The organism is Nonomuraea composti (assembly GCF_012034275.1).
Taxonomy (GTDB): Bacteria; Actinomycetota; Actinomycetes; order Streptosporangiales; family Streptosporangiaceae; genus Nonomuraea; species Nonomuraea composti.
In genome coordinates, this window is record NZ_JAATEP010000072.1 from 1 (window position 1) to 20,022 (window position 20,022).

General features: G+C 68.3%; 21 protein-coding genes and 1 pseudogene. 10 read left to right on the forward strand and 12 right to left on the reverse strand.

From position 1 onward, the window contains the following. The 3 genes and pseudogenes from HCN51_RS51225 to HCN51_RS51235 all read right to left on the reverse strand — a co-directional run. Positions 1-617, reverse strand: a pseudogene (locus HCN51_RS51225) (cytochrome P450); the annotation flags it as partial. Between the two features lie 419 nt (positions 618-1,036). Further along, entirely contained in the window at positions 1,037-2,125 is a 1,089-nt protein-coding gene (locus tag HCN51_RS51230) for an NAD(P)-dependent alcohol dehydrogenase (protein WP_168020347.1), read from the reverse strand. A 21-nt stretch (positions 2,126-2,146) separates the two neighbouring features. Next, on the reverse strand, positions 2,147-2,623 hold the full coding sequence (locus HCN51_RS51235; RefSeq protein WP_168020349.1) for a DUF1579 family protein: 477 nt from the start codon (positions 2,621-2,623) through the stop codon (positions 2,147-2,149). 747 nt (positions 2,624-3,370) lie between these two features. Between HCN51_RS51235 and HCN51_RS51240 the strand changes: the two genes are divergently transcribed. Next, positions 3,371-4,792: an FtsW/RodA/SpoVE family cell cycle protein gene (locus tag HCN51_RS51240; RefSeq protein WP_206068886.1), complete on the forward strand. Its 1,422-nt coding sequence runs from the start codon at positions 3,371-3,373 to the stop codon at positions 4,790-4,792. Positions 4,793-5,409: 617 nt separating this feature from the next. On the opposite strand, the gene HCN51_RS51245 is transcribed toward HCN51_RS51240, so the two are convergent. After that, on the reverse strand, positions 5,410-5,559 hold the full coding sequence (locus HCN51_RS51245; RefSeq protein WP_168020351.1) for a hypothetical protein: 150 nt from the start codon (positions 5,557-5,559) through the stop codon (positions 5,410-5,412). Between the two features lie 197 nt (positions 5,560-5,756). Between HCN51_RS51245 and HCN51_RS51250 the strand changes: the two genes are divergently transcribed. Then, positions 5,757-6,857: an integrase core domain-containing protein gene (locus HCN51_RS51250; RefSeq protein ID WP_168020353.1), complete on the forward strand. Its 1,101-nt coding sequence runs from the start codon at positions 5,757-5,759 to the stop codon at positions 6,855-6,857. Here the strand turns inward: HCN51_RS51250 and HCN51_RS63230 are convergent. From HCN51_RS63230 to HCN51_RS51265, 3 genes are all read right to left on the reverse strand, one after another. Next, positions 6,769-7,155, reverse strand: coding sequence for an alpha/beta fold hydrolase (locus HCN51_RS63230; protein WP_168020445.1), 387 nt, complete (start codon positions 7,153-7,155; stop codon positions 6,769-6,771). The genes HCN51_RS51250 and HCN51_RS63230 overlap by 89 nt on opposite strands. 111 nt (positions 7,156-7,266) lie before the next feature. After that, positions 7,267-7,464 (reverse strand): hypothetical protein, encoded by a 198-nt coding sequence (locus HCN51_RS51260; protein WP_168020355.1) that lies wholly within the window; start codon positions 7,462-7,464, stop codon positions 7,267-7,269. 4 nt (positions 7,465-7,468) lie between these two features. Beyond that, positions 7,469-7,627 carry a hypothetical protein gene (locus HCN51_RS51265; protein WP_206068887.1) on the reverse strand — a complete coding sequence of 53 codons (159 nt, stop codon included), beginning with the start codon at positions 7,625-7,627 and terminating at the stop codon, positions 7,469-7,471. Between the two features lie 256 nt (positions 7,628-7,883). Here HCN51_RS51265 and HCN51_RS51270 point away from each other — a divergent pair, with 256 nt between their 5' ends. The 5 genes from HCN51_RS51270 to HCN51_RS51290 all read left to right on the forward strand — a co-directional run bounded on the left by HCN51_RS51270 (position 7,884) and on the right by HCN51_RS51290 (position 12,127). After that, positions 7,884-8,123 (forward strand): hypothetical protein, encoded by a 240-nt coding sequence (locus HCN51_RS51270; RefSeq protein ID WP_168020358.1) that lies wholly within the window; start codon positions 7,884-7,886, stop codon positions 8,121-8,123. Positions 8,124-8,374: 251 nt separating this feature from the next. Beyond that, positions 8,375-9,307 (forward strand): ABC transporter ATP-binding protein, encoded by a 933-nt coding sequence (locus HCN51_RS51275; RefSeq protein WP_168020360.1) that lies wholly within the window; start codon positions 8,375-8,377, stop codon positions 9,305-9,307. A 30-nt stretch (positions 9,308-9,337) separates the two neighbouring features. Continuing rightward, positions 9,338-10,123 carry an ABC transporter permease gene (locus HCN51_RS51280; protein ID WP_168020362.1) on the forward strand — a complete coding sequence of 262 codons (786 nt, stop codon included), beginning with the start codon at positions 9,338-9,340 and terminating at the stop codon, positions 10,121-10,123. A gap of 37 nt (positions 10,124-10,160) precedes the next feature. Then, positions 10,161-11,465 (forward strand): sensor histidine kinase, encoded by a 1,305-nt coding sequence (locus tag HCN51_RS51285; protein ID WP_168020377.1) that lies wholly within the window; start codon positions 10,161-10,163, stop codon positions 11,463-11,465. Next, positions 11,462-12,127 (forward strand): response regulator transcription factor, encoded by a 666-nt coding sequence (locus HCN51_RS51290; RefSeq protein WP_168020379.1) that lies wholly within the window; start codon positions 11,462-11,464, stop codon positions 12,125-12,127. The genes HCN51_RS51285 and HCN51_RS51290 overlap by 4 nt, the downstream gene beginning before the upstream one ends. Positions 12,128-12,554: 427 nt before the next feature. On the opposite strand, the gene HCN51_RS51295 is transcribed toward HCN51_RS51290, so the two are convergent. From HCN51_RS51295 to HCN51_RS51310, 4 genes are all read right to left on the reverse strand, one after another. Continuing rightward, positions 12,555-13,658: a serine hydrolase gene (locus HCN51_RS51295; RefSeq protein ID WP_168020381.1), complete on the reverse strand. Its 1,104-nt coding sequence runs from the start codon at positions 13,656-13,658 to the stop codon at positions 12,555-12,557. An 873-nt stretch (positions 13,659-14,531) separates the two neighbouring features. Beyond that, entirely contained in the window at positions 14,532-14,681 is a 150-nt protein-coding gene (locus HCN51_RS51300) for a hypothetical protein (RefSeq protein ID WP_168020383.1), read from the reverse strand. 76 nt (positions 14,682-14,757) lie between these two features. Continuing rightward, the gene (locus HCN51_RS51305; RefSeq protein WP_168020385.1) at positions 14,758-15,237 is read right to left on the reverse strand and encodes a hypothetical protein; all 480 of its coding nucleotides are present in this window, start codon (positions 15,235-15,237) and stop codon (positions 14,758-14,760) included. Next, positions 15,215-15,859 (reverse strand): DUF6152 family protein, encoded by a 645-nt coding sequence (locus tag HCN51_RS51310; RefSeq protein ID WP_168020387.1) that lies wholly within the window; start codon positions 15,857-15,859, stop codon positions 15,215-15,217. Before HCN51_RS51310 ends, HCN51_RS51305 begins: the two co-directional genes overlap by 23 nt. Before the next feature lie 76 nt (positions 15,860-15,935). On the opposite strand from HCN51_RS51310, the gene HCN51_RS51315 reads away from it, so the two are divergent. Next, on the forward strand, positions 15,936-16,832 hold the full coding sequence (locus HCN51_RS51315) for a LysR family transcriptional regulator (RefSeq protein WP_168020389.1): 897 nt from the start codon (positions 15,936-15,938) through the stop codon (positions 16,830-16,832). Between the two features lie 268 nt (positions 16,833-17,100). Beyond that, the gene (locus tag HCN51_RS62795) at positions 17,101-17,610 is read left to right on the forward strand and encodes a site-2 protease family protein (RefSeq protein WP_346434107.1); all 510 of its coding nucleotides are present in this window, start codon (positions 17,101-17,103) and stop codon (positions 17,608-17,610) included. Positions 17,611-18,237: 627 nt separating this feature from the next. Here the strand turns inward: HCN51_RS62795 and HCN51_RS51325 are convergent. After that, entirely contained in the window at positions 18,238-19,473 is a 1,236-nt protein-coding gene (locus HCN51_RS51325; RefSeq protein WP_168020391.1) for a helix-turn-helix domain-containing protein, read from the reverse strand. Between HCN51_RS51325 and HCN51_RS51330 the strand changes: the two genes are divergently transcribed. Continuing rightward, positions 19,461-20,009 (forward strand): nuclear transport factor 2 family protein, encoded by a 549-nt coding sequence (locus HCN51_RS51330; RefSeq protein WP_168020393.1) that lies wholly within the window; start codon positions 19,461-19,463, stop codon positions 20,007-20,009. The two genes, HCN51_RS51325 and HCN51_RS51330, sit on opposite strands and share 13 nt — an antisense overlap. Positions 20,010-20,022: the final 13 nt, after the last annotated feature.

The following is a 20,022-nucleotide window of genomic DNA, read 5'->3' on the forward strand; positions in this document are numbered from 1 at the left end:
TCCTCGGTGTCCGCGGCAGCGGGCATGAGGATGCTCTCACCGCGCCGGATGACCACGTCGCCGATCTCGATGTCGTCGGTGGCCCGTCGCAGGGTGGCCGTGTCGGCGAGCGCGCAGAGGCGCACCATCGCCTCCGCCGCGCCGGCGACGAGTGAGGGGTCGTCCCGAAGAGCCGCGAGGTGGATCGGGTTCTCCAGGAGTCCGCGCATCCCGAGGGTGATCATGCCCGCGGTGGTTTCGTGGCCAGCGGTGAGGAAGGCCAGCGCCAGCCTGGACAGCCCTTCCCGGTCGTACAGGCCCGCCTCCTGGTGCCGGATCACCCACCGGCTCAGCAGGTCGCCGGCGGGATGGCGGTGCTTGGCCTCGATCAGATCCCCGGCCAGCCGTTCAAGCTCGCCCATCAGGATCGTCCGCCGCTCGGCGGTGGCTGTTCTGCTCGCCAGCTGCCGGAACCAGCCGTGGAGACGAATCCTGCCGGCGTACGGCACCCCGAGCAGTTCGCGCATCACCAGGGTCGCCACCGGCAGGGCGAGCTCCTGGACGAGGTCGACAGGGCGCTCCATCTCCAGCAGGGCCTCGATCTGGTCATCCACGATGTCCTGCACACGTGGCCTCATGGCCGCGACTCGTTCGGTGGTGAACTCAGCGGCGGCCAGCTGCAGGTGAACGAGGTGCTGCGGCGCGCCCACGGCAGAGAAGGTTGCCCGGAACGGCTCGCCGCAGCCCGGCATGACCGGCCGGAAGCCGGGATGCGAATGGGCGGAGCTGGTCTGCGAGTTCGACAGGACGGCTTGCGCGTTCGCGTGTCCGCTCACCAGCCAGACCACGTCACCGCCGGGCAGGGTGACAGGAAGGATCGATCCGCTCTTCTGCGAACCGCCGCTCCAAGGCGGCAGGTCGCCTGGGCCGGCGGGGAAGCCGTCGGATGGTGGGGGGCGGTGGTGGCATGCCTCTCCTCGGGTCCGAGTACCTTCGATACCAGGAATGAAGGTCCTGCGGCGCCTCCGCCCTCGGACTGGCCCGAGCCCGTTGCCGTTCAGGGCAGCAGAACGGGTTTGACGACCTCGCCTGTGACGGTGGCCCGCTCGGCTTCGTTGATGCGGTCCAGAGGGAAGGTCTTGATCAGCTTGTCGAACGGGAAGCGTCCCTGGCGCCAGAGTCCGATCAGCATGGGGATGAAGACCTGGGGGACGGCGTCGCCCTCGGAGATCCCCCTCAGGTTCCGGCCGGCCATCAAGACCCGGGAATCGAGCACCACGTCCCCCTGCGGCGCGCCGACCAGGCCGCAGGTGCCGGTCGGACGCAGCGCGCCGACCGCCGTGGCGATGACCGCGGGCGATCCCGTGGTGTCGATCGTGTAGTGGGCTCCGCCGCTCACCTTCTCCAGCATCGCCGGCAAGCCGTCGTGGGCACCGTCGAAGGCGTGGGTCGCGCCCAGTTCGCGCGCCAGATCGAGGCGTGCCGGATTGACGTCGACGGCGACGATCGTGGCGGCGCCCGCGAGATGTGCGGCCATGATCGCACTCAGGCCCACCGCTCCCGTACCAAAAACGATCACACTTGACCCTGCGGCCACCTGGAGCGCGAGCAGCACTGTTCCCGCACCGGTTTGGATCCCGCAGCCCAGCGGGCCGAGCAGCTCCAGCGGCAGGTCCTTGGCCACCTTCACCACATTGCGGCTCGCGACGAGTGCGTGAGTGGCGAACGACGACTGCCCGAACCAGCGCGCGGCGACCTGCTGCCCTTCACGATCGCGTACGGGACTCGGCCCGTCGACTCCGCCGCCGGTGAGGTTACGCGGGAAGAACGTGGCGCAGTAGGCGGGGTGCCCGGCCAGGCAGGTGGCACAGGAGCGGCAGGAATCGTAGGACAGCACGACATGGTCCCCAGAACGCAACCCCGTCACCGCCGGGCCCACCTCTTCGACGACGCCCGAGCCTTCGTGTCCGAGGATGAGCGGCCGCTGAGCCGGATAGTCGGGCACGCGCGGCAGGAGATCGGTGTGGCACAGCCCGGCGCCGGCGATCCTGACCCGGACTTCTCCCATCCCCGGATCGCCGAGATCGAGGTCTTCGATGCGATGGGGGGCGTCATGTGCCCGCAGCACGGCCGCCTTGATGTGCATGGCCCCTCTTCCTCTACGGCGCTACAGCTTGTGGAAGACCTGCTCATCCGTCGGCACCCAGCCACGCCCGAAATCCATCTCGGCCGCGTGACGCCAGCTGCTGTCGCCGTGCCGAGTAAATATCTCTCGCGCCCGAATCTGCCGTCCGGCGTGCGAGATCGTGGTGTCGGCCACGAGTTCGTCTCCTCGCCAGCCCGGCGACGTGACGGTGCCACGACGCCCCATGCTGTCGAACCATTCCGAGACGAACAACCGGCGGCCAGGGCTGTATCCCCAAAGCCGCAGGGCCTCGGCCATTCTCGGGCCACCGGAATCCGGCTGCTCGATCCACGCGAATCGTTGCTCCAGCCACTGCCCGCCAAGGCGGATGCTGCCCTCCACGCGTATGACCGGCTGAGAGAAGGGCGGAGTGAGTTCCGTGGCTTCGAAGGCGCCTGTGCCTTCCCACGTACCGGTGAAGAACAGCAGGTGTCGCAGCTCGTCGACAGGAGAATCCAAGACCTTGCACTCCGATGTGGTGAGGCTCTGTTTGCAGATTGCGGGAGACGTCCGATGTGACAGCGAGACGTGTCCTTCTCGCGAAGTCGTCTCCCGATGTTATGGGGCCTCGTCCTCCCTCGAATCAGTCACCCGACTGGTGATGTCCGGTTCGGCGAGCAGGAACGCGCCGGCCCAGAGCGAGACGAGGGCGGTGCCCGCGGCAGTGCACGAGCGGATCCCCAGGAGCTCAGGGGGAGAGGGCGAGCTTGGCGTCCGCATTGAAGGCCCGGCGCCGGCCCGAACACCCGGCCACGTGCGGGGCCATCGGCAGGAGGTCGGGCACGCCGAACACCTCGGACACGAAGCAGCCCGGAAGGGCCAGGACCCCGGCCCGCAGCGCACTCCGTCCGCCTCCGCACCGTCAGCCGGTGGCGAAGAGCCGGAATACCTGGCGATCTCGGGGTGGCTTGGCGCAGTCCGGATCGCTCTTCAGGGGCGGTCTCGCACGCGTCCTGGGCCGGGAACGGACCTGCCGAGGGAGTCAGAGCAGCCCGGGCAGGTGCCTGGACCCGGCGGCGCCAGGAGGGACGCCGCTCACGGCGCATGTCACGACCTGGCCGAGCATGCCACCGGTCATCGGACAGATTCCCCGCGCCATGGGCCGCTCTAAGGTCGGTGCTCCTCCCTGATGAGCGCACACGCCGCGCACCGAAGTCGGAGCACCGTCGGCGTCCGCCGCCGCGACCCAGGCGAAAGAGCAGGTGCATGAGCGAAGTTGCGGTAGCCCCCATCTCGATGCCCGCCAGGCGGCGCGGAGTCCAGCTCGTCATGCTCGCGTTCGCGGTGCTGGTCGTGATGGGCGCCTACGTCAACGTGGGCCTGGCCCTCGACGGCAGGGTGCCCGCGGGCACGTTGACGTATGGGCTGGGCCTCGGTGGGCTGATGCTGGGCGCCTATCTGGTGCTGGCGAGGTTCGCCCCGTGGGCGGACCCGCTGATCCTGCCGTTGGTGACGCTGATCAACGGGCTGGGACTGGTGATGATCTACCGGCTGGAGTCCGGCGGCATGCGGCCGGCGTCGGCGGCGAACCAGATCATGTGGACGGCCGTCGGAGTGGCGATGTTCGCGCTGACCCTGATCGTGCTGCGCGACCACCGCGCGCTCCAGCGGCTCACCTACACCGCCGGCGCGGGCGGCCTGGTCCTGCTCGCCCTGCCGGCGGTGCTGCCGGGCAGCATCAGCGAGGTCCAGGGTGCGAAGATCTGGATCCGGTTCGGCGACGTCGCCTCGATCCAGCCGGGCGAGTTCGCCAAGTTGCTGCTGGTCGTCTTCTTCGCCGGCTACCTGGTGGCCAAGCGCGAGGTGCTGGCGCTGACCGGGCGCCGGCTGCTGTTCCTCGACCTGCCCAGAGCCAGGGACCTCGGCCCCGTTCTCGTCACCTGGATGCTCAGCCTGCTCGTCCTGGTCTTCGAGAAGGATCTGGGGACGTCGCTGCTGTTGTTCGGCACGTTCGTCGCCATGTTGTACATCGCGACCCAGCGCACCTCCTGGGTGCTGATCGGTGTGCTGCTGTTCGCCGGTGGTGCCTGCGTGGCCAGGCTGGCCTTCGATCATGTGGGCGCCCGCTTCGCCGCCTGGCTCCACCCGGCCGACCCGATCACCTACGGCAGCGCGGACATCTGCGGGCCGGGCGGGCCTGGCGATCCGATGTGCGGCAAGAGCTTCCAGATCATGCAGGGTCTGTACGGCCTGGGTGAGGGCGGCATCCTGGGCACCGGCCTGGGTCAGGGCCGCCCTGACCTGATTCCGCTGGCCTTCTCCGACTTCATCTTCGCCGCGACAGGGGAGGAGTTGGGCCTGACGGGCCTGATGGCCCTGCTCATGCTCTACATGCTGCTGGTGGAGAGGGGCTTGCGTACCGCGCTCGCGGCCCACGACCCGTTGTCGAAGCTGCTGGCGGGCGGGCTGTCGTTCATCGTGGCCTGGCAGGTGTTCATCATCGTCGGCGGTGTCACGAACCTCATCCCGCTGACCGGTCTGGTGACCCCGTTCATGTCCCAGGGCGGCTCGGCGTTGCTGGCCAACTGGATGCTCGTCGCGCTCCTGGTCCGCATGTCGGACGCGGCACGGAGGCCGCCGCCGCAGGCGATCCAGAACGAGGGGCTGACGCAGGTGTTCCAGCGGTGATCGGCGCGAGCTTTGTGGAGGGCCGGCCGTGATTCCGGGGCGAGGACACCGCCTGCCCGCCGATGATCAAGGCGCTGGAGCCGAGCCGCCGCCGGTCGGCGCGACGCCTGTCCGGTGATATGGGCGCGGCCCATGCTGCTGATCTGGAGCTTGCCTGGCGTAAGAACCCACGAGGTATCCGACTCCGAGGTGATCGATCGATTTCCGCAGACGCCCAAGGGGAGGTGGAGACTTTCCGCACGCACTTCCACGTCATCCACCGCCTTACCTGCGCCTGTCTCGGACCGGACCTCTCCTCTGCTCCGTTCCGCTGTGGATGAGCGGCACCACCGCATTCCCAAAGATCCGGGACGTACGCGGCCAAGGTGAAAGACCGGGGCAAGGCGACCACGACCTGATCCCCGCGACGCAGAGACGAACGGCTCCGCCTGATCGGCGCCGGGCCGAGAGCCCACCGCCGTGGCGGCTCCCTCGTCCAGGCGGCGTGGTTCGTCAACGCGGTCGAGCCGGAACGGCTGTGGTGCGCGCTCGGCGACTTCTACCCCGCTCGGCTCTGGTCTCTCTGGAACCGACGGCCGAGGTCATCACCGAGGTCCTCGCTGGAACCTTTCCGTGTCTCACCTGATGAACGTGGAACGCGGCTCGTTCTGCCGAGGCTTCCTGGGCTTCTGGAGGGAGGTGATGGTGACCGACGTCATGGCGGCCCGCTCGCGGAGATCAACGGGCTCGCCCTCGATCGCTGCTCCTCGCTCGTCGACTTCGTCCAACCCTGATCCTGAGGCAGCAAGAACCGCGCGATCCTCGCGGCCCCGTGGCACGGCGACGAGCAGGCCACCCGCCACCTGGGCGAGCATTGCGCCTGCCGATAATTGCGTCCGCCCAGCTCACGGCCATGTCGGCCTTGCATGGCGTGCGAGAGCTCCGGCCTCAGCAGAGGGAGAGGCATGCGGAATGATGATCGACCGTGCTCCTTCGCCTGGCCTATCTCGCCGTCACGAATGCTTTCGCCGCGCTGCGGCTGCTGCCGATGGGCGATCGGGACAAGGACGTCGAGATACTCGCCCTGCGCCACCAGATCACCGTGCTTGGACGGCAGCTCGGCGCCGATGCCAGGGCGAGGTTCGCGCCCGAGGATCGGGCCTTCCTGGCCGCGCTGCTGACCTCGCTGCCGCGTGAGGCCTTGGGCCGGGTACGGCTGCTTGTCCGGCCGGATACCGCGCTGCGCTGGCACCGCGATCTGATGCGACGGCGTCACGCCCGTAACTGCCGACCGAAGCGGCGTGGGCGCCCGCCCACGGTGCGCTCCATCCGTATCCTCAGCCTGCGCCTGGTTCGCGACAATCCGGCGTGGGGATATCGGCGGGTGCACGGCGAGCTCACCACGCTCGGCCTCAAGGTTGCGCCGTGCACGGTCTGGGAGATCCTCAAGCAGGAAAGGCTTGACCCGGCTCCTGGGCGGGCGTCCACCACGTGGGCGGACTTCCAGCGCTCGCAAGCCGATGCCCTGCTGGCCTGCGATTTCATCGAAACTATCACGTTGAACGGGCAGCGCCAGTACATCCTGGCGGTCATTGAGCACGCCAGCAGGCGTGTGCGTGTGCTGGGCGCCACAGCACAGCCGACCGCGAGCTGGGTCATCCAGGCGGTCAAGAATCTGGTGATGGATCTTGAGGATGCGGGCTGCCGGGCGCGTTACCTGATCTGTGACCGGGATGCGAAGTTCCCGCCCCTGATGGACGAGATCTTGTCCGAGGCCGGCATCGAGACCATGCTCACTGGTATCCGGATGCCGCGGATGAACTCGGTCATGGAGCGGTGGGTGCAGTCGTGCCGCCGAGAGCTTCTGGACCGCTGCCTGATCTGGAACGAACGTCACCTGCGGCACGCCCTGCGCGAGTACGAAGGGTTCTGCAACGAGCACCGAGCCCACCAGGCCCTGAACCAAGCAGCTCCGCTGCGTACCGTCCCGGATCCGATCATCGATCCGAAGCGAATCGACGACCTGAACATACGTCGGCGAGATCGGCTCGGCGGGGTTCTCCACGAGTACTCACATGCCGCTTGAACTGCGTGGATAGAATTCTCGGCAGGCGCAGTGCCACATTCGGAACCGCGCGAGTGAACGGGTCCAGCTCTGGAAGCGCGGGCGTGGGGCTGACGAAGCCGGAGACTGCGATCAGAGTGTCAAGCTTCCAGTCCCCGTCGAGGCGGTCGAGGGCGTGGAGCGCCGTGACACACCCGAGACTGTGCCCGACCACGGCGGTGCGGCCGTCGGGCTCGCCAAGGGCTTCTGCCGCAGCCGTGATCCAAGGCTCGGGCTCGGGAGCAGTCGAGTTCGGCAGTGCCGGAATCTCGACCTTGATCCCTGGGGTGTCAGTTCATCCTGGAGCCACTCGAACCAGTGGCTGGAGGGCGATGCCATGTAGCCGTGCGACAGAATGACCTGGTCAATGCTCATGTCGCCTGCCAACACTTCATCGGTCATTCGCTATTTCTGCCGTCACTTGGGAGCGGGCCGTCGCGATTCTCCTGCCGATGGAGAAGAGAGCGATGGCGAGATAGACGCTGGGCCACAGAAGGTGGACGCCTGTCTCGATGATCAGCGCAAGCGGCACGGACACCGCGAACATGGCGCCGGGAAGCGCCACCTTTATCCAGATGCCGCTGAACATGTCCCTAGTAGCAGCGGTAGGTGTGCTCCAGGTCGAGCCGGCGCAGGAATACCTGCCAGCAGCGATCCACGTCCGCGCTGGTGGCGCCGGTCTTGGAGGACCAGAGCCAGACTGGTGGGGCGTCCCGGTCGTCGGGCAGGTGCTCGGCCTTCAACCGGGTCACGGTGCCCTCGATGAGGGGTAACTCGCCTGGCAGGTAAGGACCCAGCGCCACTACCGATTACGGGCCAGAGCCGGTCACTGGTGTAACTCCTGATCAAGGAGAACGCACCTGATGAGTACTGACCCTGCTGCGCATCGGCCACCTGGCTCTGACCGGCCCTCTGGTGGCCCTGGCCCTATTCGCCCATCTGCCCTGGGCCCGCCCTGCCCGGCGTGCTCATGGTCGGCCTTGTCGGCGTCACGATGAACCCGTACTCGTGGCCCGCGTCGTCGAAGTCGCCGGAGCCGGCGGACTGGTCAACACCGTCCACACCTCCGTAATCACCCGGGGCGTCGTGGCCGGCAGCGCCATCGGTGGCCTGGCCATCAGCGCCGCCGGAGACACGACCGCCGCCGCCATGTGGACCGGCGCCGCCCTCGCCATCCTCGTCACCTGCGTCCTCAGCGCCCAAACCCGCAACTCCGAACGCCCCCACCCCCAACCAGGACAAGACTGACCCGGCACGCCCGCTCGTCTCAACCTGCGATGCGTGCGCGGAGCGACCGGTGGTCTCGCCGGTCTCCGTGTTCCCTTCGTCCGGGTGTCGATCCACCGATCGGTGGATCGGCCCGACCGGTCGGTTGACCCAGTGGCCCCACCGTTCGGGAGCCGAATCCCGTCCACTGGCCGGTGTTGGCGGAAGTGCCGGTCGTAGCAGGCTGGACGCAGTCAACCACCGCTGGGCAATGCCCCGGAAAGGACGCACGCATGCCACCAGTGATCGAGGTACGCAACCTCCACAAGCGCTATGACGACAAGGTCGCGGTCGAGGATGTCTCGCTCACCGTTCAGGAGGGTGAGATCTTCGGGATCCTCGGCCCGAACGGCGCCGGCAAGACGACGACCGTGGAATGCATCGAGGGCCTTCGCACACCGGATCGGGGCGCGATCAAGGTGCTCGGGTACGATCCTCTCCGGGACCGCGCCGAGCTGACCCGGAGGCTCGGCGTCCAGTTGCAGGCCGGCCAGCTCCCGGAGCGGCTGCAGGTCGCCGAGGCGCTGGAGCTGTACAGCTCCTTCTATCCCGGCCCGGCCGACTGGCGCGCGCTGATGCACGGCCTGGGCCTGGCGGACAAGGCGAAGACCAGGTACGCCAAGCTGTCCGGCGGCCAGAAGCAGCGGCTGTCGATCGCGCTGGCGCTCGTGGGCAGTCCTCGGGTGGCGATCCTCGACGAGCTCACCACCGGTCTCGACCCGCAGGCTCGTCGCGACACCTGGGACCTGATCGAGGGCGTGCGCTCTCGCGGGGTGACGATCGTGCTGGTCACCCACTTCATGGAGGAGGCCGAGCGGCTGTGTGACCGGCTGGCGCTGATCGACGCCGGCCGCGTCGTCACGGTGGACACCCCGGCAGGCCTCACCGAACGGGCGCGCATCGAGCAGCGGATCCAGTTCCGTCCGTCCCGGCCGCTGGACGATCGCCTGCTGGCGAGCCTGCCCGACGTCTCCAGTGTCACCCGCCAGGGTGAGCTGGTCATCGTGGGCGGTAACGACAACGCGCTCAACGCCGTCACCACCGTCCTGGCGCGCAACCAGATCGTGGCCGAACGGCTGCGCGTCGAGCAGGCGAGTTTGGAGGACGCGTTCGTCGAGCTCACCGGCAAACGCCTCGGCGCCGTCGCGGACGCCGACCCGAAGTAGCCCCCGATACAGCGAGAGGAAACCATAATCGTGTCAGCCCTGAACACCGCCGCACGTCCGGTCACCGCCAAGCGCGGTTCGGCGACATGGAGGCTCATCAAAGCCGAGAGCAAGCTGTGCGTCCGCGACAAGGTCGCACCGATCTGGGGCGTCGGCTGCCCACTGATTGTGTTGATCATCCTGGGCAGCATCCCCGCCTTGCGAGAACCCCAGAAGGCCAACGGCGGCTTGACGAACTTCGACCTCTACGTGCCTGTACTGATCCTGTTCAACGTGGCGATCCTGGCCATGACCGCCCTGCCGGCCACGCTGGCGGGCTACCGGGAGAACGGCGTGCTCCGGCGCATGCAGACCACGCCGGTCGGCCCGGCCCGCCTGCTGGGCGCCCAGCTCGTGGCCAACTTGACCATCGCGGTCGTCGCGATGGTCCTGTTCCTCGCGGTGGCCGGGCTCGCTTTCGGCGTCGACCTGCCGCAGAACCTCTTCGGCTTCGCCGTCGCCTGGCTGCTGGCGTCCGCCGCGCTGCTCTCGATCGGCCTGCTGATCACCGCACTGGCACCCGGACGCAGCTCGGCCTCGGCGATCGGCACGGTGTTGTTCTTTCCGATGATGTTCTTCGCCGGCCTCTGGGTGCCGATCACTCAGATGCCCGCGGTGCTGCAGAACATCAGCCACTACACCCCGCTCGGCGCGGGTATGCGGGCCTTCCAGGAGGCGTACCTGGGGCAGTTCCCGTCCGCCCTCCCGCTACTGACTCTGGCGGCCTACGCGGCCGGGTGCGCGCTCATCGCGGTCCACTGGTTCCGCTGGGAATAGAGCGCGGAGAATAGGCTTGACGTGGAGGAGGGGAATCTTGAGCAGGCGGAGGCGGCCGGAGCACTGGGCCGCGGCGTGGGAGAAGCGGCCGTTCCTCCTAGCCACCGCGGTGCCGTACACCTTGCTGGCCGCCCTTGTCGTCTTCAAGGTGATCGAGGGGCCTTCGGCCGGCGACTCCCTGCTCATCGATCTCGGCCTGTGCGCCTTGGCCGCGACATGGATGCTCGGCATGTTCACCCTGCGCCCCGCCTGGCGGCAGCGGCCACGGATCATGGGGGTGTTCTTCACCGGGCTCCTGGCGATCACCGCGATCCTGGTGGCACGCGATCCCGCGTTCGGGCTGTTCACCCCCGCCCCCTACATCTACGCCTTCACCGTCCTTGGCTGGCCATGGCGGCTGCCGGGCGTGGCCGCCGTGGCGGTGGTGGCCGGTGCCGCCCAGGCTTCTAGCGTGGACAGTACGACCGGGCTCGGCCTGACACTGTACGGAGCCGTCATCGTTGCCAACGTCGTCCTCATGAGCGGCACCGCCTGGGTGCTCCGGCTCGCCGAGCGGGAGAAAGAGCAGCGCGAGCAGGTCCTCGCGGAGCTGAGCCGGACGAATCGGCTGCTGGAGGCGACACTCGCCGAGAACGCCGGCCTGCACGCCCAACTGCTCACCCAGGCCAGGGAGGCGGGGGTCCTCGACGAGCGTCAGCGGATGGCCCGCGAGATTCACGACACCTTGGCGCAGGGCCTGACCGGGATCATCGCGCAGCTCCAGGCGGCCGAGCAGATGCACGAGGTCCCGGCACCGTGGCGCCGGCACGTCGACGCTGCCAAGAAGCTGGCCGGGGAGACCCTGTCAGAGGCCCGGCGCTCGGTCAACGCGCTGCGGCCCGAGCCGCTGGACGGCGCGCGCCTGAGCGGCGCACTCGCCCAGGTCGCCGACCGCTGGTCGAAGCTGCACGGGCTCGCCGTTGACGTCACGACGACCGGCGCGGCGCGGTCAATGGCACCGGAGGCCGAGTTGGCACTGCTGCGCACGGCCCAGGAGGCCCTGGCCAACGTGGCCAAGCACGCACACGCGACGAGAGTCGGGGTGACACTCTCCTACCTGGATGGCCAGGTCGCACTGGACGTACGTGACGATGGCAAGGGCTTCGATCCCGCAGATCTCGAAGCCGGCGCGGCCACGGACGGCGGGTCACGGCCCCCGTCCCGCAGCGGCGGATTCGGCCTGACCATCATGCGTCAGCGCGTCGAGGGACTGTCCGGCACCTTGCAGATCGAGTCCGAGCCCGGCGCCGGCACCGGGGTCTCGGCCCGCATCCCCACCCTGCCGGCCGGGAGTCACGCATGACCGATCACGCGGCTGAGACCTCGATCCGGTTGGTGATCGCAGACGACCATCCCGTCGTCAGGGATGGGCTGAGCAGCATGTTCGCCTCCGCGCCCGGATTCGAGGTGCTGGCCGAGGCCGCGGACGGCGCCGCCGCCGTACGGCTCGCCCAAGAGCTCCGGCCCGACGTGATCCTGATGGACCTGCGCATGCCGGGCATGGACGGGCTGACCGCGATCAACGAGCTGACCAGGCTCGGCGTCACCGCGCGCGTGCTGGTTCTGACGACTTACGACACCGATTCCCACGTCCTGCCGGCGATTGAGGCGGGTGCGACCGGCTACCTGCTCAAGGATTCTCCCCGGGAGGACCTGCTGAGAGGTGCGCGGGCCGCCGCCAGGGGCGAGAGCGTGCTGTCCCCTTCGGTTGCGGCCCGGCTGATGAACCGGGTCAGGACGCCCGCGCCGCAACTGCTCAGCCAGCGGGAACTCGAGGTACTCGAACTCGTGGCGGCCGGGAGCACCAACCGTGAGGCGGCGGCCCGGCTGTTCATCACCGAGGCCACCATCAAGTCGCACCTGCTGAACATCTACGCCAAGCTGGGGGTGAATGACCGCACGGGCGCCGTCACCGAGGCGTTCAACCGAAGGTTGCTCATCCCACGAATGCCCGAACAATCGTGACCCGCAGGGCGATCGGGGCCTCCGATGTTCGTGATGGTCATCGTCTCAGGCAGCGGCATGCTGGTCTGCCTCGTGCTGGGCGAGCGGGCGCGCGGGTCGGTGCGTTCCGGATGCAGCGCGCTGGTGATCCGGTCGAAGCCGCGGTAAAGGCGTCGGGACGAGGCCCGCTCCTGGTCTGGGTCGCCGGCTCTGATCGGTGTCAAGCTCGGACTCTCCTGCGGGGAATCACGCCCAGCGGGTGCTGACCGCATACGGGCGCGGTCAACAACACGATGACGCTGCAGGTGGCGCTGCTGGTGTTCGTCTTCCTGGCGATCCGCCAGGGGCGCGCCAGTAGGTCGCGATCGGCGTGGTGACGGTCGCGACCCTGGTGGCGCAGTTCCGACGGTCCCACCTGTGAGCGCAAGGTCCCCGCAGGCGGGAACCCCTACGTGCCGGGGCAGAACACCGCCTCGGCCGCCTTGTTGATGTCCGGGGATACGGCGGTCATGGCGTCGTGGTTCGGGATCTTCAGCGTGGTGGATACGGCGAACTGCAGACGGCCGTCAGGCGAGCTGAAGGTCACGGTGAAAGCCCCGGGAACGCTGCCGGCGACCGGCCGCAGCTCCGGCTTGCCGCCGCACAGGGCGGGCGGCTGCTGCTGCTGTTGCGAGGCTGCCGCCGGCCGTTGGGAAATGACGTTCCGCAGGTTCGCCGGCAGCAGCTTGCCCTGGTTGAACGCGCGGTGGAAGGCGCTGATGTCGCGCGCGGTCGAAATCGCCCCTTCAGCCCCCCAGCTGGTGGCGTTGAGCCGGTCGACATCGCGCGGCTTCCCCTCGGAGTCGGGGATGTAGCCGTGCCCGTGCGGCCCTTTGATGCCGTCGCCGACCTTGGTGGCCAGGTAGGTGTGGTCCATCCCGAGGGGGACGAACAGGCGGCGGGCGAACTCGGCGGCCCGGTCGTGGCCGGTCACCTTTTCGATGATCATGCTGAGGAGGATGTAGTTGGTGGTGGAGTAGAAGTACTGTCCCACCTCCACCGGGCGCGGCACGCTCCGCGAGGCCTTCACCAGGTCGGTCAGACTGTATTTGGTGGTGAAGTCGAAGACGTCGAACTTCCCGCTGGCGATGAAGTCGGGGATGCCCGAGGTGTGCTGGATCAGCTGCCGTATGGTGATCTCGTCGGCTCGGTCGACCAGATCCTGCCGGGCCGTCTCCGGCAGGACGTCGCTGAGCTTGTCGTCCAGCTCGAGCTTGCCCTCCTCGACCAGTTGCAGCACCACCGTGGCCGTCATCAGTTTGGTCTGAGACCCGATGCGGTAGCGGGCGTTGGAGGGGATGCCTCCGCCCTTGCCGTCGAGCAGGCGCGAGCCCGCCGAGCCCCGTCCCACCCGCTTGCCGTCGACGTACACCTCGCCGATGGCACCCACCACCCCGTCGTTCTTCGCCAGCGCCTCCATCGCCCGCTGAACGCTTCCCAGCTTGACGGGTCGGCTGGCGGCGCCCGCGTTGGGGATGGCCGCCGTCGGGGCCGCCACGCCCAGCGCGAGCACCGCGCACACCGATCCGACCAGGCCGACACTTGACACACTTCTCATGACTGATCCCTCTCCTTGGATAACGGATCACGTTCTAGCCCGGCCGATGTTTCCTCCCGGTTTGCACATCGGGAAAGCGAACCGAAACCCCGCCGGCCCGACCCACCGGGCGGCATCGGCCACTGGCGGGCCGCTCCTTCGGTCCTGGCCCTTCTCGGGCGGTGGGCCGGACAGCTGTTACGGCCCGAGTGGCTCGCCAAACAGATCCGCCAACTCGGCATCCCAACGCTCCCCGCCCGCGGAGCAGCCCTCCGCCAGCACATCCCAGACAGAATGCCCCGACCAGGCCACCCCGCCGACAGGTGATCGAGCGAACCCACCAGTTCGGGACCCCGACCGCGCAGCGGTCGGAGGATGCCCCGGGCGGGGCTTCCGCAGGCGCTCCAGCGTTCACACGGCGCACGCGCAGGTTCAGCGGGCTCAACATGTGAGTATGAGCAGGTTGACGAGGTCGGCGTAGACCAGCAGCCCCGCCATGACCATCATCAGCAGCGCCACCGCGTACGTCAGTGGCAGCACCTTGGCCACGCTGACACGATGACGTTCATCACCTGTGACCTCGGTCAGGGGCGTCTGGTGACCATAGATTCCATAGGTGACGGAGGAGAGCTCATCGTCCGCAGAGCCGCGGATGGGAAGATTCTCTGGCGCGCTCGAAAGGGCTGGAAACCAATGACGCGACCGTTCTTGGCGTTTCGGACGACCTGCTGATGGTGGACACCTCGAAAGAAGTCATCGCCTATCGCGTCACCGACGGCGGCGTCGCCTGGCGCACATCGTTGAGAGGGGCGCACAGAAAGCGTGGCGGGGTACTGACGAACGGCCGGGTCACCTAACGTCCGGGGAGACCGACAGACGCTCCTCAAGCTCGACGGCCGCACCGGCGATGTGATCGACCGGCACCGATTCACGGAAGAGATCGAGCTGCTGATCATGCGCAACGACCTGGCCGTCATCAAGGTGGGGCTCAAGCACCATCTGGTGATCTCCTAACGACCACCCCAGATCGGACACTTTCTGTTGTCAGGGAAGACCTGCAGGCGCTCGGCACAGGTCAGGTGTAGGCGATCAGTCGCCCGGCGGCCACGACTGCCACCCATGTGATCAGCGATACGGCGCCCGCCGTCCTGGCCGCCGCGGGCGCGCGGCGGTCGCGGTCCCACGCCGCGACCCGGCGATAGACACCAAGATGGAACAGGGCCACGTTCATCCCGGCCACGCCCAGCAACGCCAGCTTGACCGGCGCGGCGCCGGTGCTCGCGATCTCCCTGGCTCCGGCCACGAACATCGCCGCCCCGGACACCGCCGCGACGGCGAAGCCCGCGCGGGCCACCGGCAGCAGATGCCGCGCCGCCGCCGACACCGAAATCGTGCCCCGCCCCGCGCCAAGCAGCCGTAGGTCGAACAGAGCGGCCGGACCGACCAGCAGCGCCAGCCCCAGCAGGTGCACGATCTCCAAGGAGGAGTACATCCACGGAGTGTCCCTGACGAATTCGGCCGGCCACGTGCCCTCAAGCCACGTCAGAGGCTCCATGCCGTCTCCTCCTCATCCGTACCGCGACGACCATGCCGCCGCCGGCCAGAAGGGCGGCCCCCGCAATCCACGGCAGCGGCCCCGCACCGGCACCTCCATCGGAGGCGGCGGAAGCGGCATGCGACCCTTCAGACTCACTTGCGGAGCTCGGCGAGGTCGACGGCGGGGTCTGCGGCAGCCGCACCGAGCGCTGCCTGATCGCCCGGCCGTCCTGCCTGATCAGCAGCTCCGGCCGGAACTCATCCGCATGCTCGCGATGCGCATATCCCACCGCCTCCAGCCGCTCGCCCTCCCGTATCCGGTCCGGCATGCCCCACGCTGTCAGTCGCTCCAACGGCGCGAGAATCAGCACCACCTCCTCGTCACGACCGTTGAACGCCCGGGTGTGCTGAAGCACCTCCCGCCCACCCAGCTCCTCCAACTCCGCCGGAATGGACCGCTCCGCCAGCCCGGACGGCACCCGTACCGGGGCAGCCACGCGTAGCCGCACCTGCGGGTGCGGATTGCCCCATCTCACTTCGCTCACCGTGCCGGACACATACAGCGGCCGCTCGGTCCTGAAGTCTTCCCAGCCGTGGTGGAGCGTGCTGAGGAGAGCAAGCCCGAAAATCATCGACTTCATGGCCGCAACCCTGGCGGCTGCATGGCGTTTGCGCCCGCTTCATCGGTAGAAACATCTCGATTAATATCTGACGTATATGAATCTTCACCAGCTGCGCTATGCGGTGGCTCTTGCCGAGGAGCTGAACTTCAGCCGGGCCGCGCTGCGCGAAGGCGTGCGACAGCCGCCGTTCAGCCAGCAGATCGGCAAGCTGGAGGAGGAACTGGGCGTGCGGTTGTTCGAACGCACGACCAGGCAGGTGCGCCTCACGCCTGCGGGCGAGGCGTTCGTGGCAGAGGCCCGTGCGAGTCTGGCGCACGCCACCCGTGCCGCCGAAGCCGCCAGGCGAGTGGGCAGAGGAGAGGCAGGACGGTTGGTCCTCGGGTTTGTCGGTTCGGCGACCTACTTCACGTTGCCGAAAGTGCTGCGCCACTTCCGGACCCGCTACCCGAGCGTGCAGGTGGAGCTGCGCGAATTGTCCACCGCCCAGCAGGCCGAGGAGTTGCGTCAGGGCCTGCTTGACGTCGGGCTCCTGCACGCGCCGCTCGCGGGACTCGCCGCCGAGGTGCTGACCACCCGTACCGTGGCTCACGAGTTGCTTCTCGCCGCTCTGCCCGCCCATCACCAGCAGGCCACGCGCACGTCACTGCCGATGTCCGCTCTCGCCACCGAGCCGTTCGTCATGTTCCCCAGACGGCACGGCCCCGCGTTGCACGATGAGATAACCGCCTTGGCCAGAGCGGCGGGATTCCAGCCCCGGATCGTGCAGGAGGCCGTGCAGATGCAGACCATCATCGGCCTGGTGGCGGCAGGAATCGGCGTGTCCATCGTGCCGGCGTCGCTGGCCCGGCAGCGGCGGGCCGACGTCGCCTTCCGCCCACTTTCCCCCGCCGCTCGGGTCGTCACCCTGGACGCGGCATGGCGTACCGGCGACCCCAACCCGATCGTCCGCAACTTCTGTTCCTTGCTGCCCACGCCTCCTGCCCACCCATGATGCTCGTACATGGCTCTGCACCTGCACCTGTACACCGACACGCGTGTCCCCGGGCCACAGGCGAGGGGCAGGCTGGAAGGGCGCCAAGTACTGCAGCCACGCCTGCCGCACCGGTGGCGAACGCGCTGCTGCGCGCCCAGGATCTCCTCGGCCCGCCGCCGGTCGCCGGCGAGCAGTGGCAGGGTGCCCAGGCAGCACTGAGCGCCCAGTTGACCGAGCTGAGCAGCGGCGCCCCGAGAAGACCGACAAGAACGTCGGTTTCCTCGGTGTGCGGCCCGCCGAGGTGATGGAGCGGCAGAGCTTTGGCCAGGTGATCGGCTACATGGGCGGGGTGACGGTCAGGGTGGCGGGCTCGATCTTCAACCTGCCGGAGAAGATGGTCGGCGTCTGGCACGCGGCCTTCTCCGGTGAGGAGCGCGACCCCGAGGGCCCGGTGGGCATGGTCGGCGCGGGCCGCTTGGGTGGCGAGATCCTGGCCTCCGACCTGTCCAACGAGGAGAAGATCGCCACCTTCGTCAACCTGCTGGCCGGCTTCAACCTGGCGATCGGCATGTTCAACCCGATTCCGCTGCTGCCGCTCGACGGCGGGCACATCGCGGGTGGGCTCTGGGCGGGCCTCAAACGGGCCTACGCGAAGATCATGCGGCGGCCGAAGCCCAAGCACGTCGACATCGCCAAGGTGCTGCCGCTGACGTACGCGGCGGCACTGGCGATGATGATCATGGCGGGTCTGCTGATCTACGCCGACTTGGTCAGCCCGCTCACACTGACGAAATGATCGGTTTATGCCAGTCGATCCGCGCCGGACCCTTTAACATGCCCCATGTTTTCCGGACATCGGAGCCCGCGATCGCGGTCCGCCCCCGCCGCCGGCGGCATGCCGGGGGCTGCGATGATCAGCGGCCGGGACCGGGCCCGCAGTGCCGCAACCGTCTACACCACAGGCGTCCCCAAGAATCGGCAGCACCTGATCGACGCCTTCATCGCCACGATGTGCGACCGCTGAGCCCGTGCAGCAGTCGCGGCTGCTGGGCCGACAGGGCGTCTCCCGGGCTGGGGGCGATCGCCGTCCCAGCCCCGCCGGGGACCACGGTGCGGATCCGGGCCAGGGCCGGCACCGTAGGGCAGCTTGCCCGGCTTGTGGAACGCCGTCGCGGCGGGTGCGCAGCCCACTATGGACGTCGGCCGTCCGATACCGCGGTCGAGGGCCGGGATGTGCTCATCCATCTGCGGGTGCGCCGAAGATGGCTGGTCGACTCGATGGCCCGCGTCGTGCTCGGCCGTCCGGACGACGCCAAGCTTGCGGCCCGCGACGGCTCGCGGCTGGGGCCTTCTACGCCCCGGAATCGACGGTGTTGCGGATCCTGCAGGGTGACCGGCTGGGTCGAGCTGATGCCGGGCGTGGTCACGATGGGGTTCGGCATGGGGCTGGTGGCCGGTCGGCGATCGTGCGCGCCAACGATCGCAGGGCCTCGATGGTGGCGTCCGGAAGGTGCAGGTCGCCGAGTTCGGCCTCGGCGAGGGTCTCGGGCCGGGGGAAGGTCCTGGTCAGTCCGATGGGAGCGAGGCCGGGCACGAACGCGCCGTACCGGCCGACAAGGTCTTCGAGGGCGGCTTGAGCGCTTTTGGCGTCTGGCGTTCCGCGACGCACGATGTCGTAGACCTCGGCTTCGAACGGATCCCAGAAGCCGTACGGCACTGCGGGATCGTCGAGGGCGAAGATTCGGCGGGCCCGGCTGACGTGGTGAATGAGGCCGTTGAGCCGCGGAAGATGGGCGATGAGCAGCAGCTCCGTGGGGGACCGCCGGCTGATCTCGATCATGCCTGGGTCGTCGTCGACCAGGATGGTACGCCGATACACGTCATCGGCGACCGCCTCGACGGAGGGTATCGCGCATGCGGCCAGGTGGTTCAGGGCAGTGGGGAAGTCGAGCGCCTTGTCGTGGACGAGCCTGATGGCCAGTCCTCCGTCGGCCTGCAGGCGGTCGGCGGCTCGTCGCCGCGCTCGTAGTTCACGCGGGGTGCTGCGGAAGACGGCGGCCAGGACTCGGTTGAGCTGCCGGACGCTGCCGAACCCCGCGGCGAAGGCGATGTCGGTGATGCGCAGATCGGTGTCGTCGAGCAGCCGGCGGGCGAAGTGCGCGCGCCGGGAGCGGGCGAGCTGATCGGGTGTCACGCCGGCATGCTGAAGAAATATGCGCCGCAAATGACGCGGTGACACGCCGAGCCGGCGGGCGAGGCCGCTCTCCTTCGCGCCGTCCAGCGCCCCGTCGGCGATGAGCTGGACGCCTTGGCATACCAGCTGGGGCATGTGCGCGACGGGCGAGAGCTCTTGCCGATACGGGCGGCACCGATGGCAGGCGCGGTATCCCGCTGCCTCCGCCGCGGCCGCCGACGGGTAGCGGATGGTGTTCACCGGAAGAGGGCGGCCTGGGCAAGCGTCGCGACAGTAGATGCCGGTGGTCAGGACGGCTCCGACAGCGTTCATGCCTCCAGGGTGGCACCGGCGGGGTTCGGTGGACCGGACGGATCCGGACCGATTGTCGATGGTGGCCGAATACGACGAGATCGGTTGACCAACGAGCCGGAAGAATGCGGTTTCATCCCCGTTCTGCAGGAGGTCGTCCCATGAGTACGGCATCGAACAAGCAATTCGTCATCGACGCGTGGAAGGTCTTCGCCACACGCGATGCCGACCAGGTCCGCGCGCTGTTCATGCCCGACGCGGAATGGATGGCCCCGGCCGGCAACGCGACCTCTCGTGCCATCGACGGGACCCATCATCTCGTCGGGCGGGACCGGATCGTGCGATTCCTGACCGAGGAGTTCTCCACGGTCTTCGTCGACAACGTGTTCCTTGAGTTCAGCGGCTTCTACGCCGACGGTGACACGGTGATCGTCGAGGTGCGACTGCAGGCCACGCTCGGTCACGGTGGGCATTACGACAACGAGTACTGCTTCATCTTCGAACTGGAGGCCGGCCTGATCAAGAGAGTCCGCGAGTACATGGACACACAACGCGGCGCGGCATGGTTCCGATCGCCCTCCCCGGCAGACGGGAAGCACCACCCAGGGTTATCACCCTCTATCTCCAGCCCGGCGGAGGCCGTCGATGACATGCTGGGGGTGTCTGAGAAGGAGTCAGCGAGTCATGCTGAAAGCGTGTCGGGGGCGTGAGCCTGAAGGCGGG